Below are 17,110 nucleotides of genomic sequence, written 5' to 3' on the forward strand. Positions count from 1 at the left end.
AATAAAAAGTAATGATAACTACGCAAGTTCTTCAGCTACTTTTTCCTTCAAAGCGGGTTTTTCGAACATGATGCCTTTCCAGCCAGAGCGCATAAAATTACGGATATTCTGATGGTCATGCCCGTTGGGATTTTTAACGACATCTTGATAATACGTTCCGAAACATGCAAGTACATCACGTTCGCTGAGTTTGTTAATCAAGCCAAACGAGAATATTTTACAAGAACCTTCGTTTTCACCAGCCTCATTTATAATCAGGTTATCGCCACTACCATTGGTAAATCTAACAGGCGTGTAGTCATATTCAGCGTCAATTAACTCCATGACTTTTTCAAATGCGATTGCATTAGGTGTCGCTTTGATTCTCTGAATAAATTCTTTTTTTTCCATTGTTACAGCTCGTGTTCCTGAAAATGCGGGAAAATGATTATATACGTTTAAACCTTAACTTGGAATGTATAAGACGAGTTGAATATCGCACACTATAGCTGCGACAAATTGACAAGACTTTTGCCTGATTAGGATAAATAAGAAGTGGTGCCTTACCACGAATTTACACGATAAAGTGATATTTTTTTGAAAGGAGAAGATTTGTCGGACTAACGAGTGCCGTGAATTACCATGGTTTTTCCCGCGACCGAAATCAATCCTTGTTCTTCCAGATCTTTGAGTACTCGCCCCGCCATTTCGCGTGAGCAGCCGACGATGCGTCCCAATTCCTGACGTGTGATTTTAATTTGCATCCCGTCTGGGTGGGTCATTGCGTCGGGTTCTTTGCTCAGGTCGAGCAAAGTGCGGGCAATTCGGCCCGTGACATCCATAAAGGCTAAGTCGCCAACCTTACGGCTGGTTTTGCGTAAGCGGGCTGCCATTTGGCCTGCGAGCTCAAACATTAACTCGGGTACTTCAGTAACAAGCTGTTTGAATTTTGCGTAACTGATTTCAGCCAGTGTGCACTCCGTTTTGGCCCGCACCCAGGCGCTGCGATTCGATTTGTCACCAAAAAGCCCCATTTCACCGAAAAAATCGCCCTTATTGAGGTAGGCCAATACGATTTCATGGCCATTATCATCTTCCATTAGAACGGATACAGATCCGTCTACGATAAAATAAAGCACGTCTGGGGTGTCACCAGCGTAGATGATCAGGCTCTTGGCGGGATAGCGGCGGCGATGACAGTGGTCGAGGAATTTGTCCATAGCAGGATTTTCGGTAATCCCTTGAATTTTATTGCTATCTTGCGTCAATGCATTTGCCCCGGCCATTATCAGTACCTCGTGATTTTTCAATCTGTTTCATAGATTTGTGCTACTATAACGGCCCTTTTTTGGCGGAGCTTGAACACTAATGAAGGCACGTGTGAAGTGGGTCGACAATGCAATGTTTGTGGGCGAATCCGCCAGCGGGCATGCGGTTGTAATGGATGGCCCACCTGAAGGTGGTGGTCAGAACCTCGGTTTTCGTCCGATGGAAATGCTGTTGCTGGGATTGGGTGGATGTACTAATTATGATGTGGTCTCCATACTCAAAAAAGCACGCCAGCCCATAGTAGATTGTGTTGCCGAGATCAGTGCGGAGCGTGCTGAGTCTGTTCCTAAGGTCTTTACACGTATCCACGTCCATTTTGTGGTTACTGGCAGGGAAGGGCTCAAAGATGCCCAGGTAAAACGAGCAATAGAGCTGTCAGCGGAGAAATATTGCTCGGCCTCTATCATGCTGGGTAAGTCGGCTGAGATAAGCCACGACTACGAAGTACAGATAATCGAGTAGGGCGGTTTTATGCAAAGACCTGAATCTACCGCGGGTATGCGTCATGTGGCACTGTTCAGTCGTGATCTCGAGGGTTCTGAGCGATTTTATGTCGACTTGATGGGCATGCAGGTGGAGTGGCGACCTGATCCTGATAACGTATATCTAACTAGTGGTAATGACAATCTTGCATTACATCGTGCGTCCGCCGATACCAGTCTGGCACCCTTTCAACAGCTGGATCACATCGGATTTTTTGTAAATAGTATGCAAAATGTCGATGAATGGTTTGCCTTTCTCGGTCATCATGGTGTAAAAATGCGCAACGAGCCGCGCACCCACCGTGACGGGGCGCGGAGCTTTTACTGTTATGACCCCGATGGCGTGGTGGTGCAGATCATTTACCATCCACCGATAAGCGGTAAATAGCACCAAACATTTACTTCAGCATCCGGGGAGAATCCTACCGATGTCAAAATCGGCAAAAAAAATCCAATTGCATGGCTTCAATAATCTCACTAAGTCTTTGAGTTTCAATATCTATGATATTTGTTATACCGAAACCGAGAAGCAGCGAAGGGATTACATTGAATACATCGATGAGGAATATAATGCCGAACGCCTGACGAGTATTCTGACCGAAGTGTCAAATATCATCGGTGCCAATATTCTCAATATCGCCCACCAGGATTACGATCCCCAGGGCGCCAGCGTCACCATGCTGATATCCGAAGAGCCAATTACTACCGGTGAGGTTTCCAATAAGGAAGATCTCAACGAAGAAAAGCCTGGGCCCTTGCCCGATGCCGTAGTTGCGCATCTCGATAAAAGCCACATAACTGTGCATACCTATCCGGAGAGCCACCCGTACGAAGGGATTAGCACCTTCCGCGCGGATATTGATGTGTCCACCTGTGGGCGTATTTCACCGCTTCGGGCACTGAATTTTCTGATTCACAGTTTTGATTCAGATATCGTTATCATGGACTATCGCGTGCGCGGATTTACCCGCGATATCTCTGGTAACAAGCATTACATTGATCACGAAATCAACTCTATCCAGAATTATCTGTCTGACGATACGCGTGAGCGTTATAAGATGATTGATGTAAATATTTATCAGGAAAACATCTTTCACACCAAAATGATGCTCAAGGATTTTGAGCTGGATGATTATCTGTTTCAGATTTCAGAGGGCGACCTCGACCCAGAGCAGGTTGAAGATATACGTGCCAGTCTCCAGCATGAAATGGAAGAAATCTTTACTGGCAGCAATATCGATCACGTCTGATCAGAAGCGATAAGCAGTTTTTGTCATCACTTTTGAGGTGATTTTCATCAGGGTTTTTATCGGTGGGGGAAGATCTGCGCCACCGGCTTTGCGTGCCACGTCCGCATGATGAATCTCGTCCGCTTTCATTTGTTCAATTATGGCGCGGCTCTTGGTGTCATTCGACGAGATATCCTCCAGATGATCCTCAAGGTGTTTCTCAACCTGACGTTCAGTCTCTACAACAAAGCCCAGGCTCCATTTGTCGCCGCTTGCACCGGCAACAGCGCCTATCAAGAGCGAGCCGGTATACCAGAACGGTGCAAGATACGAGGTGTGGGAATCTAGCTCTCTGAGTCGAGTCTCACACCAGTCGAGATGGTCATTTTCCTCTTGCGCTGAACGCTCCATTTGCTCTCTCACACGCGTGTTGCGCGCAGTCAGCGCCTGGCCCTGATACAGCGCTTGTGCAGCGATCTCGCCCGCATGATTAACGCGCATCAATCCCGCCGAGTGACGCTTCTCAGCTTCGCTCAAGGTCGGTTCATCTACATCTGCTGCCGGATTTGGTCTTTCGGTAATATCAGGTCTGCCAAAAATCGTGCGCACACCTTGATCGATATTAGCGATGAAATGATCAATGGGGCTCATTCGACGATTCATGGGTTTCCTCTATCAGTTGTTGTTGGAGTAACAGTAAGGGATGTACAACAGGGATGTCCAGTCCGGCTTCTTCCAGCCCGAGCTTGATCTGAAGGCGGCAACCGATATTGGAAGTAACAATGATATCTGGATGCTCTGCTGAAATGTCCTCGATAATTCGATTGCGCAACACCTGGTTGTTTTCCTGAGGATCAAGCAGGTGACTGCCTCCTGCACCACAACAAGAGGAGCGCGTTTTCAATACACGTATCTCCAGTTCGGGAATTCGCCCAAGTATAGACATGGAGTCGCCCTCATTCTTTAAGGCATGGCGTTGAGTGCAGGGTTTATGTAGCAAAACACGCTTAGCCAGAGGGCGAAAGCGGGTCGGCCGTGTTTCCAGGATCGCTGAAACAATTTGCGTTAGGTCGGTGATCGGCGTGTTTGGCAATTGTGTCTGCAGGCGTTTAAGTGCAGAGCCGCAACCGCTCGCAATGAAACCGATCTGTGTTATGTGTTTTTGCCCAAATATGGTGATATTGCGTTGTGCATCCTGTTCCATGCCCTGTGCGTCGCCTAAATTCGCTGCTAGTGCGCCGCAACATCCCTGTTCTTGTGGAATGTGAACTTGCTGGCCAAGATTGGTGAGTAAGGTCTGAGCAGCGTGTATGGTATCGGATTCGGCATGGCGACCGATGCAGCCGGTAAAAATGGCAATCCCTGATTTTGTAGACGTCTTTAAGTCGGTCTTCGTGTATGAACTTGTTTGCTTGGCAAGTCGTTGCAGGTGTCCCAGGCCCAGCCGTTGCGTCAGGCCACTGATTTCACCCAGCCACGCGAGACCGCTGCGCTGTACGATTTTACTGGCCTGAAACAGTAGAAGATTCTTACGCGTATCACGCAGGAGTCGAATGATGCGTCTAGTGTTTCCGGGTATCTTGTGTTCCCAGTCGTACGCCTGTTTAAACAGGGCGATCAGCTTGCTGTATTGCACACCGGAGGGGCAAACATTTTCGCATTGGCCGCAGCTGAGACAGCTTTCTATATGTCGTGTCAGCGTCTGGCTCTCGGCTAAATTGTCCTGCGCCCAGGCGTTGATTAAGGAAATGCGACCTCGTGGTGACTCCTGTTCGATGCGTTGAACCTGATAGCTTGGGCAGCTTGTGGAGCACATGCCGCACATGACACAGGTGTCAGCGATTGCCTGGAGTTGATGCTTTATTTCGGTGCGTGGTGGTTTATCCGGCATGGCAATGAATTTTGATAAAACTGGTAGAATGGCGCGATCTTAACAGACTCATGAGAGGAAGCCATTAATGTCTGATTCCTATTATAAGTACCATGTGTTTTTCTGTACCAATCAGCGCGATGATGGCAGTCAATCTTGTGGGGACTGTAACGCCGGTCAATTGAGAGACTATGCGAAAAAGGCGGTGAAAGCTGCGGGACTAAACAAGCCCGGGGGCGTGCGGATCAATACCGCTGGTTGTCTTGATCGATGTAGTGAAGGACCGGCGATCGTCATTTATCCACAGGCGGTCTGGTATACCTATGTGGATCAGGAAGATATCGATGAAATTATCGAATCTCATTTGAAGAAAGGGGGGATAGTGGAGCGGTTGAAATTACCTGACTAGTTCAGTAACCATTCAGTCGGTGGTCTTTATAGTCCGCGTCTAATCCTTACCGGCCTGACTATCAGGCCAAATCCACCTCCTCCCTCCTTGGTGGTTTGTATAGAGCGGCTTATGCCGCTCTTTTTTTATCTGTATGCAGCATGGCTATTGACACCAAAGAGCTGAGTCAATACTATTACGGCCCTTTTCAAGCGCTGTCTCTAGGGTTAAGGACATTTAAGATGAAAACGTTTAGTGCGAAGCCGGAAACTGTAACACGTGACTGGTATGTAGTTGATGCTACAGGTAAAACTTTAGGCCGTATGGCTTCCGAGATTGCTCGCCGTCTGCGTGGCAAGCACAAGCCTGAATATACGCCACACGTGGATACCGGTGACTATATCGTCGTGATCAACGCGGAAAAAGTCGCTGTGACCGGTAGGAAAGCGACAGACAAGATTTATTACCGCCATTCCGGTTTTCCGGGTGGTTTGAAGGAAGCCAGCTTTGAGAAGCTGATCGATCGTGCGCCTGAGCGCGTTATCGAACTGGCCGTCAAAGGCATGATGCCTAAGAATCCTCTTGGACGTGCTATGTTGCGCAAGTTAAAGGTTTATGCCGGTTCTGAACACAGTCACAGTGCTCAGCAACCTCAGGCTCTGGAAATTTAAAAAAAGGTTTATACCATGGCAGAACAATACTACGGTACAGGTCGTCGCAAGAGCTCTACAGCGCGAGTTTACTTGCGTCCGGGCAAGGGTGATATCACCATAAACAAGCGTTCTCTGGAAGAATACTTTGGTCGCGAAACTGCCCGTATGGTGGTTCGTCAACCGTTAGAGAAAGTCGATGTAGTTGGCAAGTTTGACATCCATGTCAATGTTGCCGGCGGCGGTATTTCAGGCCAGGCCGGTGCGATCCGTCATGGTATTACTCGCGCGCTGATGAACTACGATGAGGCGCTGCGTTCTCCACTACGCAAAGCCGGTTTTGTTACACGTGATTCGCGCGAAGTTGAACGTAAGAAAGTTGGTCTTCACAAAGCACGTCGTGCGACTCAGTTCTCGAAGCGTTAAACGTTTTTCTCTTCCAAAAAACCCCGCCCATATCGGCGGGGTTTTTGTTTTTCTGCTCCTTACAATAATCCTCTTTTTTTCCTAATGTTAATTATTAGATTGGTGTTGTAACCATATGAATTGCCGATAGCGGTGGTCGTGATTTGATCAATTGTATATTCGGTTGTGTGGTGAATTTGTGTTTTAAGCCTTTCATTTTTTTTATTTTTTTTGGAACTTTTCATACAACGGAAACTTGTCTTTTCTCACAAAAGCTGTTTACATTAGTCCCCACTAGTCAATTGGTATTAAATTGATTAAGACTTTTTTTACATGAGAGAGAGGAGTATTGGGTATGAAGAAGAGTCTGACAGCTCTGGCCGTAATGGCGGCCGTTTCTCTGCCATTCGCTGCAAACGCGGGTGATATGGAAGCGGAAGTATACGGCAAAATGCACGGGTCTATTGACTACGTGAATAATGCGAACGATGCGAGTTTTTTTGATTCAGTACACATGAGTGCGAACTCCAGCCGCCTGGGCTTCAAGGGTGCTGCCGATCTGGGCGGTGGCATGAAGGCCGTGTGGAAAGTTGAAAGCGATGTTGCACAAGGCGAGGCCGATGGTAAAACTGGCTTGGGAACAACTGGAATTGGTAATCGTGCCACATACGTCGGTCTTTCTACCGGTGCTGGTACTGTTACGATGGGTAGAGATGAAACACCAGTTAAGCTCATCAGTCGTAAAACCGATTTATTCGGCGACCAAATTGGTGACTCACGTAATGTGATGCAGGGCAAAGTTACCGACCGTCGTGAGGGTGAGTCTGTACAATACGTATCTCCTGCTGTTGCCGGCGCACAGTTAGCAATAATGACTACCTTGTCGGATGCCAAATATAATTCAACAACTGGTAAGCAAGATGCGGCTAACTTTGGGGGCTTTATCAGTGCTTCAGTAACCTACAAGATGGGTAAAGAGTTGTATGCAGCTCTTGGCTATCAAATGGCTGATGGAAATTCTTTAGGTAAACCCGCGGCAGAGACTGAGGGTGTTACACGCCTTGGTCTGAAATACAGCATGGGTGCGATCGGCGTAAATGCATTGTTCCAGATGACCTCAAACGAGGGTGGTACTAAAGACCTCGGTCGTATGGCGTACGGTGTAGGTGCAGCTTATAAGATGGGCAAGATGAGCATCAAAGCACAATACTACGGAGCTACTGCCTCTGTTGACACCAAAAAAGACGAAGCTAGCATCTTAGCTATCGGCGTTGATCAGAAGCTTGGTGACAAGACTACTGCCTATGTTGCCTACGCGATGAGCATGAATGGTGCTGACGCAAGCGCAGGTGTTTCCGGCGCAGGTCATGACAATCCTGGTGGCGACACTGGCAAGCCAGGTAAAGGCGACGGCGCCATGGGTCTGTCTGTTGGTATGATACACTCGTTCTAAGTTTTATACCGAGACAAAGCAGTTAAAAAGCAAATGGGAGAGTGGTATATTCACTCTCCCATTTCTTTTTGGGCCTATTCAATTTTTAGCCGAGGTTGTTTAATGAACAAAACTTTTGTAGCCATTGCATCGGCGTTTGCAGTGGCTTTGCCCGTTGTAGCGCAGTCCGCTGAAATGGATGTACTTCAGGTCTACGGAACTGTCCACACTTCCATCGACAGAGAAGTAAAAAATGGCAATACCAGTTTCGATGTCGATTCCTCAGCAACCCGTGGCTGGGGCATAGGCGCCAAGGGCGGCATGGATGCAGCGGGTGGTCTTATCGCGATCTATCAATTTGAGATCGGTTATGACGGCGCTAAAGATACCGGAATAAACGCCACGGATTCCAATAGCGATGGCAACTTCGATAAATACGGTAATGTGATACCCGGATCATTTTATTTGCGCGACAGCTGGGTTGGTCTAAAAGGCGGATTCGGTAAAGTGCGTATCGGGACTATGGGTACGTATTACAAAGTCAGCGGTGCGAAAATAGATCCCTTGTTTACGACAGCACTTGAAGGTCGCGACAAGACCTTCCATATGATGTCTCCTATGCACTCTGGCAACGGCATCGGTCAGGGTCGCGGTAGCGATATGATTAGCTATGATTCACCGTTGGTCGCCGGCATGATTACGGTCAATGCGCATCTACAGCCTCGTGGTGACGAGTGGAACTATGGTGGTGGTGGTCAGCTACGTGTTGGTCCAGCCACTGTCTTTGGTGCGTTGACGACTAATGAGTTTGGCAGCAGAGCCTTGAAAGGTGGAGCCCAGGTGGTGTTTGGTCCAGCCAAGATCGCTGCGCAGTATGAAAGAGGGAGTGCGCTTGGCGGCAAGCAGTACTTTTTCGGGAGCGGCACATTTGACATAACCCGCGAGGCCGAAGTCTCCGGTGATGTTGGATACGAGCTTGATAGTGGTGATATTTCAGCAACCGGTGCTTTCGTCTACAAAATGTCGAAAAAGAGCAATCTTTACGTCGGCTATGGTCTGAACAGAAAAGGCTCAGACAGCACTACGGCGAAATACTCAGTTGCTACTTTAGGTCTTAAGCATAAGTTTTAATTCTGGTTTTGCCATCAGGAAAAGGGGCTGTGGCCCCTTTTTTGTTGCCGGGCTGGAAAATACTGAGTGAAATGATAAACTATTCGGCCTTTTAAATATCGCAGTGGGGACTTATGTTGAATAAGCCAGAATTGATACTGATAGATTTGGACGGCACCCTCGTGGATTCCGTGCTGGACATTGTAGTCGCCGTCGACAAGATGATGGACGAACTCAATATGCCACAACGTGGCGAAACCAAGGTGCGCAATTGGGTAGGCAATGGCGTCGAGCGCATGGTCAAGCGCGCACTGACCGATTCCCTGGATGACGAGCCAGAGGCAGCATTGTTCGACAAGGCCATGCCGATCTTTTCCCGCTACTATGCAGAGGCCAATGGTAATTTCAGTCAGTTGTTTCCTGGCGTGAGCGATGGTCTGGCGATGCTCAAAGATAAGGGTTACAAGTTGGGTTGTGTTACCAACAAGGCCGCAGATTTCACTATTCCGTTGCTCAAGGCCAAAGGGATTTACGACTATTTCGGCGTAGTAGTGTCTGGTGACACACTGGCAGTCAAGAAGCCCGATCCAGCTCCTTTACTCCATGCCGCCAAAGAACTCGGTGTCAATCCCGCTCGGTCGACTATGCTCGGTGACTCCATGCACGATGTAGAAGCCGCACGACGTGCAGGTTTTCAGGTAATTTGTGTGAGCTATGGTTATAATCATGGCCACGATATTCGTGAGGCCAATCCCGACGCCGTTGTCGATAGCTTCACGGAGTTAGAAAACTTACTACCTGCCTGATGAGGTAAGCAATGTCATATCAGCGAGTGATACAGCGTGCAATGTGTGAACGATGGCACTGAGCCACGTCTATTGCATTGTATACTCGCACCGATATTGAAAGGCTTACCATGAATCAACAACAATTCGATGAACTACATAAACTGGGCTTCAACCGTATACCATTGATGCGCGAAGTCCTGGCTGACCTGGATACGCCCTTGAGTGTCTATCTCAAGCTCGCCCATGGCCCCTACTCTTATCTGTTTGAGTCGGTACAGGGTGGGGAGAAATGGGGGCGTTATTCCATCATTGGTCTGGCGACTCAGACACGTCTGGAAGTCCGAGAAAACCACATCCGTATCTTCGATGGTGAGCAATGTATCGAAGAACATACCCATGCCGATCCGCTCGAATTTATTGATGGTTACCAGGCCCGGTTCAAGGTACCTGATGTAGAGGGTTTGCCTCGCTTCACCGGCGGTCTGGTCGGCTATTTCGGCTACGATACTGTTCGCTATATCGAGCCTCGACTCGGTGCCTGTAAGGCGCCGGATCCGATCGACAACCCGGATATCGTGTTAATGCTTTCCGATGAGGTCGTCGTCTTCGACAATCTCAAAGGCAAGCTGTTTCTGCTCGTGCATGCAGATCCCGCACAAAATGACGCATACAAAACCGGTCAACGTCGATTAGAAACCCTGGCCGCACGCCTGGCAGAACCGGTTCCTGCGTCTATGCGTGAACCCCGTCCGACCCAGGCAATAAAGGAAGAAGATTTCGTCTCCGGTTTCACCCAGGAAGGTTTTGAGCATGCGGTACGCCGGATCAAGGACTATATTGTCGAAGGCGATACCATGCAGGTGGTTATTTCACAGCGCCTGAGCGTGCCTTTCGATGCCGATCCGCTAGACCTCTATCGCGCCCTGCGCAGTTTCAATCCCTCGCCCTATATGTATTACATGAATATGGGTGACTTCTACATCGTCGGTTCTTCGCCAGAGATCCTGGTCAGGTTGGAAGACGGCGTGGTAACCGTTCGGCCCATCGCCGGTACTCGCCATCGTGGCAAGACCGAAGCCGAAGACAAGATGCTCGAACAAGACCTATTGTCAGACCCCAAGGAGTTGGCTGAGCACTTGATGCTCATCGACCTTGGGCGTAATGATGCAGGGCGAGTCGCCGAAATCGGTAGCGTGAACCTAACCGATAAAATGGTCATCGAGCGCTATTCCCACGTGATGCACATCGTCTCCAATGTCACCGGAAAGTTAAAAGACGGTATGGACGCCATCGATGTCATCCGTGCGACCTTTCCTGCGGGAACCGTGTCAGGCGCACCCAAGGTACGTGCGATGGAAATCATCGACGAATTAGAGCCAGTGAAGCGTGGTGTCTATTCCGGTGCGGTAGGCTATATCGGCTGGAACGGCAATATGGACACGGCGATTGCGATCCGCACTGCTGTAATCAAAGACCAGACCCTCTATATGCAGGCCGGCGCCGGTATCGTCTACGATTCTGTTCCCAGTAGCGAATGGGAAGAAACCATGAACAAGAGTCGCGCGATTTTCCGCGCCGCGACCCTGGCCGCCAATGGCCTAAACGACACCAAAGACGGTCACCGCTAAACGGCTATTTGTAGTGCACCCGGTGATAGACGCTGGCGTGGCACTTTGGACAAGGCGGTATATGTGCGGGCTCCTTGAAGTGAACTTCCTGGCCACACTGCTGACAGGCCAGTGTTCCCGGCGCGGTGATTTCACCGGTATGCCACTCGCCAGTGTGATCGCTGTGTTGTCGCATGTGGTCGAGTTCGAGCTTGGTCTCGTCGACCATATATTCGAAGTTATCACGCAGTTTTTGTTCGAGTAGAAGCATATCCAGGCGCGCCCAGTCCGCGAGTTCGCGTTCACCCTCGGCGATATAGCGCGCGGCATGTTCGATATCTTTTTTCAGATAGACGGCAACACGGCCTGCTTCTTCTTTGCTGAGCTCACCGAGTTCTGCCAGCCGGTCGCCGGCCATCTCGATAGAGGTTTTAATGCGTGGCTTGAGGTCATCGGCCAATTCCTTGACCACCTCCCGCGCTTCATGCAGGAGCTTGTGATAACCCGTGATCAGACGTTGAACCTGGGGAGAATGTTGTTCACTCATGATTCCGACTCCTTTTGCGCATGGTTTGTCTTTATAATAACCCACCCACAGAAATTCAGCAGGTAATGATTGATACATGGAACAGCAATACCAACCCGATGTGATCGAAGCCGAGGCCCAGGCCTATTGGGAGCAAAATCAGAGTTTCAAAACGGTAGAAGACGCTAGTAAGGAAAAATTCTACTGTCTGTCGATGTTTCCCTATCCCAGCGGCAAGCTGCACATGGGCCATGTACGAAACTACACGATTGGCGACGTACTGAGTCGCTTCCAGCACATGCGTGGAAAAAATGTGTTACAGCCCATGGGTTGGGATGCCTTTGGTCTGCCTGCCGAAAACGCCGCGATCAAAAACAATGTGCCGCCAGCGCAATGGACATATCACAATATTGATGAGATGCGCGCTCAACTCAAGCGCCTGGGCTTTGCCTACGACTGGTCGCGTGAGCTGGCGACGTGTACTCCTGAATACTATCGCTGGGAACAATGGCTGTTTACCCGCCTTTATGAAAAAGACCTGGTCTATAAGAAAGTCGCACCGGTGAACTGGTGTCCCAATGATTTGACGGTCTTGGCCAACGAACAGGTCATCGATGGTTGCTGCTGGCGTTGTGACACGCCGGTGGTGCGCAAAGAGATTCCACAGTGGTTTATGCGCATTACTCAGTATGCCGACGAATTGCTGCGTGAGCTCGACGAATTGCCTGGCTGGCCGGAACAGGTTCGCACCATGCAGAAGAACTGGATTGGGCGTTCCGAAGGCGTGGAAATCGTTTTCGGTATTGCCGGTGGCGACGAAACCTTGAAAGTGTATACCACGCGCCCGGACACCCTCATGGGAGTTACCTATGTCGCGGTCGCACCCGAGCATCCATTAGCGCTAAAGGCCGCCGAGTCTAATGCGACACTGGCAAAGTTTGTCGAAGAATGTAAGGTCATGGAAACCTCCGAGGCCGCCATGGAGACCATGGAAAAGAAAGGTGTCGATACCGGAATTAAAGCCATACACCCGATTACCGGCGCAGAAGTACCCGTATTCGCCGCCAATTTTGTGTTGATGGGCTATGGCGAGGGCGCGGTGATGTCGGTACCGGCCCATGATCAACGCGACTGGGAATTTGCACAGAAATATGGCCTGTCGGTGAAGCAGGTGATCACCCCGATAGACGATAAGTTCGTTGATTTGGGTAAAGCGGCCTTTACCGAAAAAGGGCGTCTCATGGACTCCGGTGAGTTCAGTGATTTGAGCTCAGCTGAGGCCTTTAATGCCATCGCCGCCAAGCTGTCGGAAATGGGGCGCGGTCAGAAGCGTACCAATTATCGTCTGCGTGATTGGGGTGTATCCAGACAACGTTATTGGGGCGCGCCGATCCCGATTATCAATTGCGATAGCTGCGGTGCGGTCGCCGTCCCCGATCCGGATTTGCCGGTAACCTTACCTGAAGACGTCAAATTTGATGGTGTTGGATCGCCGATCAAGAAAATGCCTGAATTCTATGAAACCTCTTGCCCTAAGTGTGGTGGCAAGGCCGAGCGCGAAACCGATACCTTCGACACCTTTATGGAATCGTCGTGGTATTTCGCTCGCTACGCCAGCCATGATGCCAATGCGATGGTTGATGAGCGCGCCAATTACTGGTTGCCGGTAGACCAATACATCGGCGGTATCGAACACGCGATTTTGCATCTGTTATATGCGCGTTTTTATAACAAGTTGATGCGTGATGTTGGCCTGATCAAACACGACGAACCGTTTACCAACCTGTTGACCCAGGGCATGGTATTGAAAGACGGGGCCAAGATGTCCAAATCCAAGGGTAATACGGTAGACCCACAGGCATTGATCGACACCTATGGTGCCGATACCTCGCGTCTGTTCATGATGTTTGCCGCGCCGCCGGAACAATCGCTGGAATGGTCGGATGCCGGAGTTGAGGGCGCGAACCGCTTTATACGTCGCCTGTGGAGACAAGTTGTTGAGCATGTCGAGGGCGGATCATCAAGTCCGCTCGATGTTGCGAAACTAAACGATGATCAAAAGGCGATACGCCGTACCTTGCATCAGACTTTGCGCAAAGTGACGGATGACATGGACCGCCGTTTTACCTTTAATACGGCGATTGCGGCGGTCATGGAATTACTCAATGCACTCGCAAAATTCGATGATAATAGTGAAGGCGGTCGTACCGTTCGCCAGGAGGCATTGGAAGGGGCGGTGTTGATGTTGTCGCCGATTGTTCCACATGTCACGCATCGCCTGTGGCAAATGTTGGGCAAACAAGACGCCATCATCGAATGTTCATGGCCGACAGTCGACGAGAGCGCGCTGGTCTCCGATACCGTCGAATTGGTCATACAGGTAAACGGAAAACTGCGTTCAAAAATTGCTGTTGCTAGCTCGGCGGACAAGGCCTCTATTGAGAAACAGGCGCTGGCCGACGAAACCGTCCAAAAGTTTATCGAAGGCAAAGAAATCAAAAAGCTGATCGTGGTACCTGGTCGTTTGGTGAATATCGTTGTTGCGGGATAGCAGTCGCTGTCTGTTAGTGTTTTTTTTGCTGTTGCTAACGACATCATGCGGCTTTGCCTTGCGCGGGTCCCAGCTAACGACTCAAACAACAGTCTCCACCCAAAGCGATGAGCATGGCTCGCCGCTGTTGTTTCTGTTGAACAGGCGTCTCGATGAGCGCGGTGTGCTACGTGAAATCGGCCAGGGCGATTGGCATGTTCATTTGGAACGGCCAGATTGGCAAACACGCTTATTGAGTCTCGAAGGGGCCCAAAGAAATCAATTAATTCGTCTGGTGTTGCACTATCGTGTAACAGACAGGGGCGATAAAACGCCATTTGGAAGACGACGTTTCGAGCAGGAACGTGTTCTGAGTGTCGACGATAATCTTTTAACCGGTGCGCAGAGCCGTACGGAAGATTTGCAGAAGAGTATTTTACGCAACGCTGTAGAACAGATTGTCGCTGATATTTACCTGGCGACTGCGTCTTCAGCACAACCTCGTTAAGTTAGATGAATATTCGAATCGAACAAATCGCCACGCATTTGCGCTCACCGTTGTTGCCTGTTTACGTTGTAACGGGTGACGAACCATTGCAGCATGGAGAAACCATCGATGCGATACGCAGTAGTGCGCGCAAGCAGGGTTTTGAAGAGCGCGAAGTATTCCATGTGGAGCAACACTTCGATTGGGGCGCTGTGTTAGAAGCGGCGAACGCCATGTCACTGTTCGCCAGTCGTAAAATCATCGAAGTGCGCATGCATAATCTAAAGCCAGGTGATAAGGGAACGGACGCATTGTGCAGTTATGCGAAAAATCCTTCGCCGGACAATGTGCTCATTGTTGCGCTGCCGAGACTCGATGCCAATGCCAAACGTAGTCGCTGGTACAAAGCCTTGGATAACATCGGTGGCGTTATCACAGTATGGTCGGTAGAAAGCGATCGCCTGAGTGGCTGGATTGCGCGGCGCATGAAGCAACACAAACTGGAGCCGACGCCTGAGGCGGTGCAGTTTCTCGCCGACAAGGTAGAGGGAAATATGTTGGCTGCGGCACAAGAGATCGAAAAACTCGCTCTATTGCATCAGGGCTCGGTGGACGTTGATATCCTTGCCGAAGAAATCGCTGACAGTGCACACTTTGATGCGTTTGCGCTGATTGATGCCGCATTAGAGGGAAAGGCGGAGAGAGTAGAACGCATCCTCGGTATTTTGCGCGCGTCAGGTGCGGAACCTGTTGCGATATTGGGCGCAATCAGCTGGCAGTTGCGGATACTTTATCAACTGTCCTTGCCGGGGAACGGGGAACAGGAATTTCGTCGGCTGGTACCGATTCCTCATCGCCAACCATTAGTACGGAAGGTCTTGAAGCGTCACTCGATTAAGCATTGGCAAAACATGTTGTGTCAGGCTGCGGCTCTCGACCGGGTCAATAAAGGCATGCGACCGGGTAATTCCATTGATGAGCTGTTAAAATTGGCCCTGGCGATGGGTGGTACCCAGTTAATGAGAGAAACCGTATGAGTGATGTAAAGACCTATATGCAGCAGCTCGGGCAACAGGCCCGCAAGGCCGCACGTGCCTTGATGAGAGCCGATACCAATAGTAAAAACTCCGCGCTGCTGGCTATGGCTGCGGAAATTCGCAGCAATTCGGCAACTATATTGAAAGCAAATCAGAAGGATATGGATGCGGGTCGTGCCTCTGGTCTCGATGCTGCCCTGCTAGACCGGCTGGAATTAAATCAGGCCCGTGTCGATGCCATCATTGAAGGACTCGAACAAGTCGCTGCACTACCTGACCCTGTAGGAGAGATCTCAGATCTCAAATATCGCCCATCCGGCATCCAGATAGGGAAGATGCGCGTACCGCTCGGTGTGATTGGCATCATTTACGAATCCCGACCTAACGTGACAGCGGATGCGGCAGCGCTGTGTTTGAAGTCAGGTAATGCTGCCATTTTGCGCGGTGGATCAGAGGCTATACATTCCAATCAGGCGCTGGCCCAATGTATAGCCGCAGGGCTAGAGAAGGCAGGCCTGCCAAGAACAGCGGTTCAAGTCGTGGAGACTACTGATAGAGCCGCCGTTGGTGAATTAGTACAAATGCCTGACTACGTCGACGTTATCGTCCCACGCGGTGGCAAAGGTTTAATTGAGCGAATTAGCCGCGAAGCACGTGTACCCGTCATCAAACATCTCGATGGGGTTTGTCATGTCTATATCGACGATAAAGCCGATCGAGCAAAGGCACTGGCGATCGCATTCAACGCCAAGACGCATCGATATGGTACGTGTAACACCATGGAGACGCTATTAGTGGCGAAAGGTGTCGCGGCAGATGTGTTGCCAGAACTGGCGAAGATGTACGAAGAGAAAGGTGTTGAACTGCGTGGCTGTGTGGCGACGCGTGACATCTTGCCTAATGCGCGTGCGGCGACCGAGCAGGATTGGGCGGAAGAGTATCTTGCGCCTGTTCTCGCGATTCGTGTTGTCAGCGGTATCGATGAAGCCATAGACCATATTGAACAGTACGGCTCGCATCACACCGATGCGATTGTCACTGAAGACTATACGCGAGCGCGTCGTTTTCTTGCAGAGGTGGATTCGAGCTCAGTCATGGTCAATGCATCAACGCGTTTTGCAGATGGTTTTGAATATGGATTGGGTGCCGAGATCGGTATCAGTACCGATAAATTTCATGTACGTGGCCCGGTAGGTCTGGAAGGTCTGACCTCGCAAAAATATGTTGTTCTCGGAAACGGGAATATACGAACCTAAGGTAT

The 17,110-nt window shown here is 49.9% G+C and carries 19 protein-coding genes; 14 read left to right on the forward strand and 5 right to left on the reverse strand.

Annotated features, from left to right (window positions below; all coding sequences use genetic code 11):
• Positions 1–18: 18 nt before the first annotated feature.
• Both OEZ43_03400 and crp read right to left on the reverse strand, forming a co-directional pair.
• On the reverse strand, positions 19–390 hold the full coding sequence (locus OEZ43_03400; GenBank protein ID MDH5544612.1) for a HopJ type III effector protein: 372 nt from the start codon (positions 388–390) through the stop codon (positions 19–21).
• 209 nt (positions 391–599) lie between these two features.
• Complete coding sequence (crp, locus tag OEZ43_03405; protein ID MDH5544613.1) at positions 600–1,265, reverse strand: cAMP-activated global transcriptional regulator CRP; 666 nt, start codon at positions 1,263–1,265, stop codon at positions 600–602.
• A gap of 82 nt (positions 1,266–1,347) precedes the next feature.
• On the opposite strand from crp, the gene OEZ43_03410 reads away from it, so the two are divergent.
• From OEZ43_03410 to speD, 3 genes are read left to right on the forward strand one after another with little or no spacing between them, the layout of a single operon-like run.
• Positions 1,348–1,770 (forward strand): OsmC family protein, encoded by a 423-nt coding sequence (locus OEZ43_03410; protein ID MDH5544614.1) that lies wholly within the window; start codon positions 1,348–1,350, stop codon positions 1,768–1,770.
• Positions 1,771–1,779: 9 nt separating this feature from the next.
• Positions 1,780–2,178: a VOC family protein gene (locus OEZ43_03415; protein MDH5544615.1), complete on the forward strand. Its 399-nt coding sequence runs from the start codon at positions 1,780–1,782 to the stop codon at positions 2,176–2,178.
• Between the two features lie 40 nt (positions 2,179–2,218).
• Positions 2,219–3,040, forward strand: a complete 822-nt coding sequence (gene speD / locus OEZ43_03420) for an adenosylmethionine decarboxylase (GenBank protein ID MDH5544616.1) — start codon at positions 2,219–2,221, stop codon at positions 3,038–3,040.
• Here the strand turns inward: speD and coq7 are convergent, their stop codons facing one another.
• Both coq7 and OEZ43_03430 read right to left on the reverse strand, forming a co-directional pair.
• Positions 3,041–3,682 (reverse strand): 2-polyprenyl-3-methyl-6-methoxy-1,4-benzoquinone monooxygenase, encoded by a 642-nt coding sequence (gene coq7, locus OEZ43_03425; protein MDH5544617.1) that lies wholly within the window; start codon positions 3,680–3,682, stop codon positions 3,041–3,043.
• Positions 3,657–4,910: a (Fe-S)-binding protein gene (locus tag OEZ43_03430; protein ID MDH5544618.1), complete on the reverse strand. Its 1,254-nt coding sequence runs from the start codon at positions 4,908–4,910 to the stop codon at positions 3,657–3,659. The genes coq7 and OEZ43_03430 overlap by 26 nt, the downstream gene beginning before the upstream one ends.
• A 67-nt stretch (positions 4,911–4,977) precedes the next feature.
• Between OEZ43_03430 and OEZ43_03435 the strand changes: the two genes are divergently transcribed.
• From OEZ43_03435 to trpE, 7 genes are all read left to right on the forward strand, one after another.
• The gene (locus OEZ43_03435) at positions 4,978–5,298 is read left to right on the forward strand and encodes a (2Fe-2S) ferredoxin domain-containing protein (protein ID MDH5544619.1); all 321 of its coding nucleotides are present in this window, start codon (positions 4,978–4,980) and stop codon (positions 5,296–5,298) included.
• A gap of 221 nt (positions 5,299–5,519) precedes the next feature.
• Positions 5,520–5,948: a 50S ribosomal protein L13 gene (rplM, locus tag OEZ43_03440; GenBank protein ID MDH5544620.1), complete on the forward strand. Its 429-nt coding sequence runs from the start codon at positions 5,520–5,522 to the stop codon at positions 5,946–5,948.
• Positions 5,949–5,963: 15 nt separating this feature from the next.
• The gene (rpsI, locus tag OEZ43_03445) at positions 5,964–6,353 is read left to right on the forward strand and encodes a 30S ribosomal protein S9 (protein MDH5544621.1); all 390 of its coding nucleotides are present in this window, start codon (positions 5,964–5,966) and stop codon (positions 6,351–6,353) included.
• Positions 6,354–6,687: 334 nt separating this feature from the next.
• On the forward strand, positions 6,688–7,785 hold the full coding sequence (locus OEZ43_03450; GenBank protein MDH5544622.1) for a porin: 1,098 nt from the start codon (positions 6,688–6,690) through the stop codon (positions 7,783–7,785).
• 102 nt (positions 7,786–7,887) lie between these two features.
• Positions 7,888–8,895, forward strand: a complete 1,008-nt coding sequence (locus OEZ43_03455) for a porin (protein ID MDH5544623.1) — start codon at positions 7,888–7,890, stop codon at positions 8,893–8,895.
• 113 nt (positions 8,896–9,008) lie between these two features.
• Entirely contained in the window at positions 9,009–9,680 is a 672-nt protein-coding gene (locus OEZ43_03460; protein MDH5544624.1) for a phosphoglycolate phosphatase, read from the forward strand.
• A gap of 110 nt (positions 9,681–9,790) precedes the next feature.
• Positions 9,791–11,290, forward strand: coding sequence for an anthranilate synthase component I (gene trpE, locus OEZ43_03465; GenBank protein ID MDH5544625.1), 1,500 nt, complete (start codon positions 9,791–9,793; stop codon positions 11,288–11,290).
• A 4-nt stretch (positions 11,291–11,294) separates the two neighbouring features.
• On the opposite strand, the gene OEZ43_03470 is transcribed toward trpE, so the two are convergent.
• Complete coding sequence (locus OEZ43_03470) at positions 11,295–11,816, reverse strand: zinc ribbon-containing protein (protein ID MDH5544626.1); 522 nt, start codon at positions 11,814–11,816, stop codon at positions 11,295–11,297.
• Positions 11,817–11,892: 76 nt separating this feature from the next.
• On the opposite strand from OEZ43_03470, the gene leuS reads away from it, so the two are divergent.
• The 4 genes from leuS to OEZ43_03490 are packed head-to-tail and all read left to right on the forward strand — an operon-like array spanning position 11,893 to position 17,105.
• Entirely contained in the window at positions 11,893–14,346 is a 2,454-nt protein-coding gene (leuS, locus tag OEZ43_03475; protein MDH5544627.1) for a leucine--tRNA ligase, read from the forward strand.
• Positions 14,333–14,833 carry a hypothetical protein gene (locus OEZ43_03480; GenBank protein MDH5544628.1) on the forward strand — a complete coding sequence of 167 codons (501 nt, stop codon included), beginning with the start codon at positions 14,333–14,335 and terminating at the stop codon, positions 14,831–14,833. Before leuS ends, OEZ43_03480 begins: the two co-directional genes overlap by 14 nt.
• 5 nt (positions 14,834–14,838) lie before the next feature.
• Positions 14,839–15,849: a DNA polymerase III subunit delta gene (holA, locus tag OEZ43_03485; protein MDH5544629.1), complete on the forward strand. Its 1,011-nt coding sequence runs from the start codon at positions 14,839–14,841 to the stop codon at positions 15,847–15,849.
• Positions 15,846–17,105, forward strand: a complete 1,260-nt coding sequence (locus OEZ43_03490; protein ID MDH5544630.1) for a glutamate-5-semialdehyde dehydrogenase — start codon at positions 15,846–15,848, stop codon at positions 17,103–17,105. The genes holA and OEZ43_03490 overlap by 4 nt, the downstream gene beginning before the upstream one ends.
• Positions 17,106–17,110: the final 5 nt, after the last annotated feature.

This window comes from Gammaproteobacteria bacterium, assembly GCA_029881255.1.
Taxonomy (GTDB): Bacteria; Pseudomonadota; Gammaproteobacteria; order S012-40; family S012-40; genus JAOUMY01.